This window comes from Streptomyces sp. NRRL S-118, assembly GCF_000716335.1.
In the GTDB taxonomy this organism is placed as follows: Bacteria; Actinomycetota; Actinomycetes; order Streptomycetales; family Streptomycetaceae; genus Streptomyces.
Genome location: NZ_KL591047.1, coordinates 3649 through 13483, shown reverse-complemented (window position 1 = coordinate 13483; position 9835 = coordinate 3649). Strand labels below are relative to the sequence as shown.

Below are 9835 nucleotides of genomic sequence, written 5' to 3'. Positions count from 1 at the left end.
GTTGCCCTGGGCGCGCCATCGGCGAGTCGGCGCAGTTCGACTTCATCAAGCCACCAAGGAACCCTCCACAGCACGACCAGGATGGCCCCGAACAGAGCGGCGCCGAGCAGGGTGGGAAGCACACGTCCGGTCGGCTGTGCGGTGTCGTCGCCATTCGGCATGGGGCGCTCCGGGGATAGTCGCGGCATCAGCTTCGGCTGCTAACGCATCGGCCCAATCCTCTGCCGAGACCCGCCTGTACGGTACGGACACGCCGCGCGAGGGCCACGCTCGGGTTCCGTACGGGCACAAGAAGGGCGGCTACCCGCTTGGACGGTGGGTCGCGGAGCAGCGGCGGTCCCACACGGCCCGGCGCGCTGGACGGTCACCATGGGTGGGGACAGGCGCTGCGCGACCCGGCGGCCATCGAAGAGACCCGCTCGGCGCTGCAACAGCAGCTCGAGGACGCACAGCGCATCCAGCAGTCCGACGAAGCGCACCTTCAGGCCGCCCAGGAGCACTCCCAGCAGCTCGGCTTCGTTGTCTCCAGCCTGCGCCGGCAGCTCGATGCACAGACCCGTGATGCCGTCGCCCCGCCGGGGGTCCGGACCCCCGGCCAGGCGTCCAGTCAGCGGACCGTGAAAAGCTCAAGCATGCACATATCAAGGCAAGTGGCCGTGGTCGCAGGGCTGGTGGTGGCGCTGATGCCCCTCAGCGCCCCAGCCGCAGGCGCCGTGGACGACCCGGTGGGGGTGGCCGCCACCTTCAACGACCCGGTAGGCACCGCGGCTCAGCAGGACGCGATACGCAACCAGCTGATCTCATTGATCGACAGGTCGCCGGCGGGCGCCGAGATCAACGGTTCCGTCTATCTCATCACCGATGGCGGGGTACGCGACGCCCTGGTCTCGGCCAAGCAGCGCGGAGTCAAGGTCAAGCTCATCGTGGACGGGGACGCGGTCCCGGACAGCGACCCCGACAACGGCAAGGCCACCGGGTCGGAGTACTCCGCGCTCGCCGCGGCGAGCGGGCTGGGCACCGATCTTACCGCGGACTCGTGGGTCATGGCCTGCCCGGCGGATCGCGGCTGCGTCGGCAACCGAAACCTCGGGGGCGGCGACGACGGCGCGATCAACCACAATAAGTTCTTCCTGTTCTCCAAGGTCGGTTCGACGGAGAACGTGGTCTTCCAGACGTCGGCGAACCTCACGTCCAGCCAGCGCCGCAACCTCTACAACAACGCCGTCACACTGCCTGACAACGGGTCGGGGCTCTACGCGGCCTACCGGTCCTACTGGCAGGACCTGCGGACCCACGGGTCCTCCGGCGCGGGCCTGGCGGACTACGACAGGACCCATAACACCGGCCCCTACACGACGCACTTCTTCCCGCGTCGGGAGAAGACCGGCACCACGTACTCCACCGACCCGAGCACGGACACCGTCGTCTCCCTGCTGAACGACGTCGAGTGCGCCGGTGGGTCCAGCCGGATCCGCATCGGCATGTACGCCTTCACGCGCCCCCAGGTGGCCGACAAGCTGGTCCAGCTCCAGGCCGCGGGATGCCAGGTGGAACTGTTGCACAACGGCGAGGACGGCAACCTCGGGACCACCGTCCAGAAGACCATCGCCGGCAAGCTGGGTTACATCGCCCGCTGCTCGGGCACGGTGACCGGCAGCGACGGCACCTCCCGCACGATCGGCATCCACTCGAAGTACCTGCTCGTCGAGGGCACGTACCGGGGAGTCCCGAACCGCAAGCTGGTCTTCACGGGAAGCCACAATTACACCTTCCCCAACCTGCGGTCACATGACGAAACCCTCCTGACGATCGATGACCCGGCGGTCCACGACGCGTTCCGGTCGAATTTCGAGGCCATCAAGGCCAGCCCCCACTGCACCAGCTGGCCGCAGACCCCGGCCACCCCCGGGGGGAAGACCTCGTCCCTGGTGCAGGCCGGCACCAGCCTCTACCACGGCATCCATCTCGCCGACGGCTCCTGGACTGGCTTCACCGACGTCCAGTCCAAGGCCGGGCACATCAGCGGCATCCGCACGGCCGCCGCAGCCGGTATCAACGCCGACACCCATGTCGTCGCCCTCGGCGGCGACGGCAGGATCCACCACACCATCCGCACGGCCGACGGCACCTGGGCGAAGTTCGGTGACGTCGGCGCCGTAGCGGGCACCCTCGGCAACGTCTCGCAGGTCTCCGCCGTCTCCATCGGCAACGACCTCCACGTCGTCGCGGTCGCGGGCGGCAAGGCCTTCCACACCATCCGCAACGCCACCGGACACTGGACTTCCTTCGGTGACATCTCGGGCGCCGTCGGACCGATCGGCACGGTGACCACCGCCGCCACCGCCAGCGTCGGCGGCGAGCTCCACCTCATCGTGGTCAGCAGCGGCAAGGCCTTCCACACCATCCGCAACACCGCCGGACAGTGGACCGCCTGGGGCAGCGTCGCCAGCGCCGCCGGCACAACCGGCCCTATCACCTCGGTAAGCATGGCCGGCATCGGTGACGACGCGCAGATCGTCATCGCCACCGACAACGGAACTCGCCAGTACCACACCATCCGCAAGGCGGACCGGACCTGGTCCCCGTTCGGTGACCTCAAGGACCACCTGGGCACGGTCACCGTCACGTCCCTCGGCGCCGCACACGTCGACGGCGAGCTGCAGCTCACCGCCACCACCAGCGACAACAAGCTCATCCACATCATCCGCCACGCCGACCGCACCTGGACCCCAGCCACCACGGTCACCCTCCAGGGCGTAACGGGAACCCTCGGCACCACCGCCATCACCGGCACCCTCTGAATAGCAGTTCCAGGCGCCGTCCCGCCGACTCTCCGGCGGGACGGCGCACGCGGTAAGGACTCGCCGAGGGCGGCCGTCAGCCGACCGCTGCCGTCCGCGCCCGGCGGAGCAGCGCGGACCGCCGCCTTGACGGCGGCTTCGACACCGCCCGCGGCCACAGCTCCAGGCCGACCGCACGCACGCGGCGAACCACTGGGCGCTGTGGCAAGGTGCGCTGCCCCTGCCGCAGCCGGACGACCGTTTCCTACGCGACCGGGACCTCAGGGGCTGGGATCGGGCGACCCTGCCGCGCGGCCTGTGGGCGGGCCGGGCCGGCTTCCACCGCCAGGTCGTCCACGCGACGCCATCGGCGAAGGGGCCGAGAGTTCCTCAGGCGTCGCAACCGCCTGGTCGCGAGCAGCGTTCATGGCCCGGTGCTCGGTGTCGGTGATGATGCCGAGCCGCCGCGCGTGCGCGCTCTCGCCACGTCCTTCCACTCGTATCGGCGAAGGCCGGGGTCGATGACCAGTTCCACGATCAGGCTGAAGGTGTCGAGCCCTGCGGTGGTCCGGACAGGGGCCGCTTGAAGTTCCAGTGGGCTGCGCGCAGAAGGGCCCGAACAGGGCGCGGCGCGGTCTCCCAGACCTGCCTGCGCCGAGGCCAGGGTCTCAGGCGGCAAACGGGCTGGTGTCACCGGGCAAGTGCTGCCCCGGGCGCAGGAACCGCTGGCCGCCCTGTTCATCGCGCACCTCGAGGTACCCGGCGTCCGTCAGCCGCTGTGCGATCCTCCCGCGGCGGATCGCGCCCACCCTGAACGCCACGGTGAAAAGCAACGCGACCGCCCCGCCGGAGGCCATTGCCTCGACCGGCGATCTGTCGATGAGCAGGAGGAGGGTCAGGACAGCGCAGGCAAGGTAGCTGCCCACCTTCTGGCCCCGGTTGGCTACGTAGGGGGCCATGACATCGAAGGCGATGAGGTCCTTCAGCACGGCCACGGCAGAAACCGCTTCGGGGAGCGGTTTCAGCGAGCCCTGCTTCAGCCCCGGCACTGTCCCGCGGTTGCCCGCCTGCGGATGGGCGGTGATGGTGGCCGCCTCGCGGACGCGCGCGTCGGGCTGCGGGTCCCGGTACATCCGGACCTGGACGAGCGAGTTCTTGAACCCGGTCCTGTACGCCATGCCGTACGTGTAGCCGTACTGCTCCGCCACATGCGCCAGCGCGGCCGCCTTCGGCACGGAGCCCTGCGGGGCGATCTCGACAATGTCCTGCTGACGGGCGATCTGCTGGAGCATCCCCGCTATATGACGTTCCACGGACATCCTGCTCCCCGCCCACTGGGACCCCTGCGCCTCGGGCCGACCGGCGCACAGCCTAGTAGCCCTGGTCCATGTTCATCACGACCCAACTGTCCACGCCGGAGAGGCCCGTCCAGCCCCCCAGCCACTCCCGGGCTGAGGCCGGCTCGGTGGTCATCGGGCACAGCGTCCACGGTGCGATCCGTGCGCGGCTGGCGAGGAGGACCTCGCCCGCGATTACGCTCGCCTGTCTGAGGCGAACCGTCCGTTGCGCTGTGGTGCTCAGCACTGACGTCCGTTCCCGGGCGCTCCGGACCCGGAGCCGGGAAAGGCCCTCATCGCTGCCACAGAAGCGCGGCCTCCTACAGGGGCGGCAGTGAAAGACGTAGCTGAGGCCGCCTCTGCCGAAGTTGGCGGAGGTAGCGAAATCGGCTCCCTCTTCGAGTTCGGCCGTGAAGGTCATGGGGGCGGTGCAGGACAGGCAGCAGGGAGTTTCGTGCCCTCACGGCTAGCCTGGTTCGCCACCCAGTCGGGAGCAATGCTCAGGACCTGTGGATCAGTCCGGGAGGTCACCGAGCAAGGCCGACGTTGCAGCGCCTGCCGGGAAGGCACGTCCGTGCTCCGCGTAGTGAACGACGACGGCACCACCGTCAACGGCTCCTCCTTGATCGATGAGATCGTCCCGGGACGGCGCGAGGCGGATGCTGGCCGCCGCGTTGGAGGCCGAAGTCAGCGCCTACATAGCCGAGTTGGCGCACAAGAAGGATTAACGGGGGCACCGGCTCCTGGTCCGCAATGGTCACCACCAGCCGCGGAAGGTCACCACCGCCGCCGGAGTCGTCGAGGTGCAGGCCCCGCGCGTCAACGACAAGCGCATCGATGAGGCGACGGGGGAGCGCAAGCGGTTCTCCTCGGCGATCCTTCCGCCCTGGTGCCGCAAATCCCCGAAGATCAGCGAGGTGCCCCTGCTCTACCGGCACGGCCTGTCGTCGGGCGACTTCGTGCCCGCGCTGGAGCAGTTCCTCGGCAGCTCGGCGGGCCTGTCTCCGGCGACGGTCACCCGGCTCACCCAGCAGTGGCAGGCCGACCACCAGGCGTTCGGCCAGCGCGATCTGTCCGGCAGCGACCATGTCTACCTGTGGGCCGACGGCATCCACCTGCGCATACGCCTGCGGGAGGCGAAGTCGTGTGTGCTCGTGCTGATGGGCGTGCGCGCGGACCGCACCAAGAAGCTGATCGCCATGAGCGACGGCTACCGGGAATCGGCCGATTCCTGGGCCGACCTGCTGCGCGACTGTCAGCGGCGCGGGATGCGCGCCCCTGTCCTGGCGGTCGGCGACGGCGCGCTCGGTTCCTGGAAGGCTCTGACCGAGGTCTTCCCCGAGACCCGCCATCAGCGGTGCTGGGTTCACAAGATCGCCAACGTCGCGAACGCCCTGCCGAAGTCGGCCCAGCCCGGGGCGAAGAAGGCCCTGCGGGAGATCTACAACGCCGAGGACCGCGACCACGCGCTCAAGGCGGTCGCGGCGGTTCGAGAAGACCTACGGGGCGAAGTTCCCCGAAGCCGTCAAGAAGATCACCGACGACATGGACGAACTGCTCGCGTTTACGACTTCCCCGCCGAGCACTGGATCCACCTGCGTACCACAAACCCCATCGAGTCCACCTTCGCAACGGTTCGGCTTCGCACCAAGGTCACGAAGGGTGCCGGCAGCGCGGCCGCCGCCTTGGCGATGGTCTTCAGCTGGTGGAGTCCGCCCAGCAGCGGTGGCGGGCCGTGAGCGCACCCCACCTCGTCGCGCTGGTCCGTGCCGGGGCAAGCTTCGAGCGGGGCGTCCTGGTCGAGCGATCCGCGGTCCGCGCGGCATGAACCCCGCCGACTGCCGCCGGCCGGAAAACCGGTGGCAGGCCCGGCCGCCCCGTGGTGAAGATCGCGGCATGTCCAACTTCCTGGAGACCGACCGGCTCGTCCTGCGCGCGTTCACAGCGGCCGACACCGACCACCTGCTCGCCCTGGACAACGAACCCGAGGTCATGCGCTTCATCAACGGAGGCCGCCCCACCAGCCGCGCGGCGATCGAGACGCGGGTCTTGCCGCGACTCCTGCACGACTACCCGTGCTGGGGGACCCGCGGCTACTGGGCCGCGCAGGAGAAATCCACCGGCACCTTCCTGGGCTGGTTCGAGTTCCGGCCGCTGGACGAGCACAGCCCCGCCGTGGTCGAACTCGGCTACCGGTTGAACCAGGCGGCATGGGGGCACGGCTACGCCACCGAAGGGGCCCGGGCCCTGATCCACAAGGAGTTCACGGACCTGGAGGTCGAGCGGGTCACCGCGAACACGATGGCCGTCAACACTCGTTCCCGCCGTGTCATGGAGAAGTCGGGCCTGTCCTTCATCCGGAACTTCACCGGGGACTGGCCGGAGGCGATCGAGGGCTCCGAGCACGGTGAAGTCGAGTACGAACTCACCCGGACCGAGTGGGAACAGCGGTAGACGGCAACGACCCAGTCCACAACTCTTGACAATTTTTCCCCAGTCGGCCCAGCACCGGCCTCTCGGTCGGGGTGTCGGCCGGGTGGCGGCGCAGGGCGGTTACAGCGCCGAGCAGCGTCTCGCCCCCGGGAGGTGGCCGCCGACAGCGGGCCTGTTAAGACATCGGGCTTCAGAATGAGATCCGGAGGCAGCGAAGGCATACACGATGCAGCCGGTTGAGGCGGGGGCCTGTCCGGCCTGCCCATGCAGCTTCGTCTCACGGTCTTCTCTACGACGGCCGGCAGCCGCACAAACTTGACCGTCCGGCCTGGGCGCTGTGCATAGTGTGCTCATGGATCGATTCGTGGGCCAGGCCAGCCTCGAATGGTGGGCCAATCGCGAGATCTGCCTTGAGAAGTACGGCATCGACATCATCGTCACTGTCGACGAGGTCGGTACGTGGCAGGCCACCGGTCGGCATGCCGATCTCCTCGACACGACCCAGCGGGAGGGCTGGGACTTCCTGATGGAGATGGACCCCCACTTCTCCGTTGTGTTTCCCGGCGAGGACAACAGCGGGATCCTGGTGAGAGTCTTCGAAGCAGAGGATGGAACCCTCACGCTCATGGAGGTGCCGAACGGGCACGGTTCGGTGAACATTACCTTCGACCTCACCTGAGCTCAGCCCCAAGGGCAGGAACCGACTTGGCCGCCCTACCCACCCCGACATGTCGCCCCTCGCTGATCTTTCAGAAGGAAGTTCGCAGACGGCGAAGGCATATGAGGCAGCAGGCCAGTTCGAGCAGGCCTTGATGCAGATCCGCGCGTCGTTCGTAGCGGATGCGGAGCCGCTCGAACTGATGCAGCCAGGCGAAGGCGCGCTCGACGACCCAGCGCACCTTGCCCATACCGGAACCGTGGGTGACGCCGCGTCGTGCGATCAACGGCTTGATGCCGCGCTTCCGCACGAGGCGACGGTACTTGTCGAAGTCGTAGCCCCGGTCCGCGTACAGACGTCGGGGCTTGCGGCGGGGACGTCCCCGCCGACCCCGAATAGGCGGAACGGCGTTCAGCAGCGGCAGGAGCTGGGTGACGTCATGCCGGTTCCCGCCGGTCAGCGTCACGGAGAGCGGCATTCCGTGGCGGTCGACGATCAGGTGGTGCTTGGAGCCGGGGCGGGCGCGGTCGCCGACCTGCGCGACTCCAAAATCCGCCCCCGCGTCGTCCCTGTCCCCTACGGCTCCCGCCCCTCCATCTGCCCGGTCCGCGCCTGGCACGCGTGGAAGGAGACCGTCAAGCTCGACGACCCGGACGGCCACGCGTGGCGCCGCCTGCACTCCCGCTGGCACACCGTCATGAAGGGCGGCCTGCAGCCCGAGTCCATCGGCGACGTCATCACCCGCGCCGGCGAACGCGCCGGGATCGAGATCCGCTTCACCGGCCACAGCCCCCGCCGCGGCCTCGCCACCTCCTCCCGCCTCAAGGGCCACGACCAGGTCGTCATCGCCAAGCAGGGCGGCCGGGCCCCGCACTCCAAGGTGCTCGCCGGCTACCTCGAAGTCGTCGACCAGTGGGAGGACGACGCCCTGCTCGGCGTGCTGTAGACGGGGGTGTCGCACCAAAGAGATTCCCAGCCGGCCGGCCGCTACCGGTCACGAGGCGCTGCCCCGACCAGTAGCGGCGTCGAGCGCATACACCCTCTTGTCGTCGCTGCCGATGTAGACGGTGCCGTCCACGACCGCCGGCGTCGTTTGGACCCGGCTGCCGGTGGTGTGCGTCCAGGGCTGACGAATCTCGCTGCTCACCCCTCGACCCTACGTGGCCCCTCCATCGAGACGTTTGCCCAGGTCAGGCCCGGCACCCGAAAATCCGGGCGTCGGGCCTGACCTGCGTAAACGAGTCCTGACCGACGTTGGGCGAGGGTCACGCACGCCCGCGCCATGTACCCCTTGAACTGCACGCACACCTGCGTGCCCGCGGGCACCTTTGGGCCGGTGTGCCCGTCCCGGCCCCAGTGCGCCTCTACGAACGTGCCCACGGGGGTGGCCCGCTTCCAGCCGGCCCCGGCTTTCACCGCCTTGCCGGGGGCCTGGCAGGTCCACCGCGCCCGGTGGGTGCTTCCCTATCTTTGCCGGGGCTTTCGAGGCGTACACCCAGCCCACGCCCCGTGCGGACGACCCGGCGGCGTGCCAGTACTTCACCACGATGCCCGTGCTGCACCCGCCGCTGGCACGCGGCAGGCATCTGCTTGCCCGCTTGTCCACGTAGGAAGCGGCCGGTGCCGGTGAGAGGCCCGCCGCAGCTGTCAGGGCGGCCGCCGCGGCGAGGACCACGGTACGGGCGGCACGGAGAGCTGCTGCAGTCGTCATGCGGCGTACAGCGACCCCGGCCGCCAGGCGGCACGGCGACATGATGAACGCCCCCGGCCTTCCCGGTTATCTAGACAGCTCACACCGCCCGGTCCTGCCGTTAGGAAGGGATTAGGCGTGTGAGGCACGTAGGACTCCGGGAACGGTTCGGTCGGCAGCCCGTCGGCACGATGGGTGCGGTCGAATGTGCGACATCCCGCGAGTCCCCCTGAGCCCCGCTGAATCTCTGGGTCCGTGGCCAGGGGCTTTTCCTCCGGTCCGGCTGTGTAGGGGCTTGTCCCGGCGATACGCTCGCGGTGAACCTACGGGGTGAGGGGGGGTTCGAAGTGCTTGATGAGGCGTTGATCGCGGTGGCGGCGTCCGGGGGGACGGCGTTGGTGCAGGCGGCGGGCACGGACGCCTGGACAGGGCTACGCCAGGCGGTGGCGGGCTGGTTCGGACGCGGTGATGCGCAGCGTGAGCGGGCTGAGCTGGAGCGTCTGGACCAGACTGCGGACAGTGTGCAGGCCGCAGACGCGGGCGAGGTGAAGCGGGTGCGCGACCGCCAGGAGGTTGTCTGGCAGACCCGTATCGAGACTGTGCTGGAGAACCTGGACACCGCCCAGCGGGAGCAGGCGGCCGAGGAGCTTCGTTCCCTGCTCGCCCAGCATGCCCCGCAGGCGGGGGTGAGTGCCGGGCAGGGCGGGCTCGCTGCGAATACGGTGGACATCCGCGCCGACCGGGGCTCGATCGCACGAGGGGTCATCAACGGCGGGGCGCAGATCGGCCACCCTCCCCTGCCGGATCCGCCGCAGGGCTGAGCGGACCGGTCAGCACAAGCCCACCCAACATCCCGCATCGCTCCGGCAGGGACGGCAGCGTCATGGTCGTCACGGCGGCCGGTAGCAGCATCGCCGCCGGCATGGTCACCGGCGGG

General features: G+C 69.2%; 8 protein-coding genes and 2 pseudogenes. 7 read left to right on the top strand and 3 right to left on the bottom strand.

The features are described from left to right. Positions 1-136: 136 nt before the first annotated feature. Both IH00_RS45680 and IH00_RS39670 read left to right on the top strand, forming a co-directional pair. Positions 137-307 (top strand): annotated as a pseudogene (locus IH00_RS45680) (hypothetical protein); the annotation flags it as partial. A gap of 1 nt (position 308) precedes the next feature. After that, a complete protein-coding gene (locus IH00_RS39670; RefSeq protein WP_107064598.1) occupies positions 309-2801 on the top strand; it encodes a phospholipase D-like domain-containing protein in 2493 nt (830 codons plus the stop codon). 647 nt (positions 2802-3448) lie between these two features. Here the strand turns inward: IH00_RS39670 and IH00_RS0136215 are convergent. Then, complete coding sequence (locus IH00_RS0136215; RefSeq protein ID WP_031080744.1) at positions 3449-4072, bottom strand: hypothetical protein; 624 nt, start codon at positions 4070-4072, stop codon at positions 3449-3451. A 788-nt stretch (positions 4073-4860) separates the two neighbouring features. Between IH00_RS0136215 and IH00_RS38445 the strand changes: the two genes are divergently transcribed. The 3 genes from IH00_RS38445 (at position 4861) to IH00_RS0136195 (ending at position 7229) form a co-directional block, all read left to right on the top strand. Beyond that, complete coding sequence (locus tag IH00_RS38445; RefSeq protein ID WP_078888170.1) at positions 4861-5856, top strand: IS256 family transposase; 996 nt, start codon at positions 4861-4863, stop codon at positions 5854-5856. 157 nt (positions 5857-6013) lie between these two features. Further along, entirely contained in the window at positions 6014-6571 is a 558-nt protein-coding gene (locus IH00_RS0136200; RefSeq protein ID WP_031080739.1) for a GNAT family N-acetyltransferase, read from the top strand. A gap of 331 nt (positions 6572-6902) precedes the next feature. Further along, complete coding sequence (locus IH00_RS0136195) at positions 6903-7229, top strand: hypothetical protein (RefSeq protein WP_031080736.1); 327 nt, start codon at positions 6903-6905, stop codon at positions 7227-7229. 70 nt (positions 7230-7299) lie between these two features. Here the strand turns inward: IH00_RS0136195 and IH00_RS0136190 are convergent. Next, a pseudogene (locus tag IH00_RS0136190) lies at positions 7300-7737 on the bottom strand (IS5 family transposase); the annotation flags it as partial. On the opposite strand from IH00_RS0136190, the gene IH00_RS44865 reads away from it, so the two are divergent. Then, positions 7690-8154 carry a site-specific integrase gene (locus IH00_RS44865; protein ID WP_234335121.1) on the top strand — a complete coding sequence of 155 codons (465 nt, stop codon included), beginning with the start codon at positions 7690-7692 and terminating at the stop codon, positions 8152-8154. The pseudogene IH00_RS0136190 and the gene IH00_RS44865 overlap by 48 nt on opposite strands. A gap of 48 nt (positions 8155-8202) precedes the next feature. Here the strand turns inward: IH00_RS44865 and IH00_RS41395 are convergent, their stop codons facing one another. Then, the gene (locus IH00_RS41395) at positions 8203-8355 is read right to left on the bottom strand and encodes a PQQ-binding-like beta-propeller repeat protein (protein WP_078888168.1); all 153 of its coding nucleotides are present in this window, start codon (positions 8353-8355) and stop codon (positions 8203-8205) included. Between the two features lie 890 nt (positions 8356-9245). On the opposite strand from IH00_RS41395, the gene IH00_RS0136175 reads away from it, so the two are divergent. Next, the gene (locus IH00_RS0136175) at positions 9246-9719 is read left to right on the top strand and encodes a hypothetical protein (RefSeq protein ID WP_031080733.1); all 474 of its coding nucleotides are present in this window, start codon (positions 9246-9248) and stop codon (positions 9717-9719) included. The last annotated feature ends 116 nt before the right edge of the window (positions 9720-9835 follow it).

What these genes read in the sequence shown, in the direction of transcription:
- IH00_RS0136215 (WP_031080744.1), bottom strand. Translation starts at nt 4,072, where the DNA reads ATGCTCCAGCAGATCGCCCGTCAGCAGGACATTGTCGAGATCGCCCCG.
- IH00_RS0136200 (WP_031080739.1), top strand. Translation starts at nt 6,014, where the DNA reads ATGTCCAACTTCCTGGAGACCGACCGGCTCGTCCTGCGCGCGTTCACA.
- IH00_RS0136195 (WP_031080736.1), top strand. Translation starts at nt 6,903, where the DNA reads ATGGATCGATTCGTGGGCCAGGCCAGCCTCGAATGGTGGGCCAATCGC.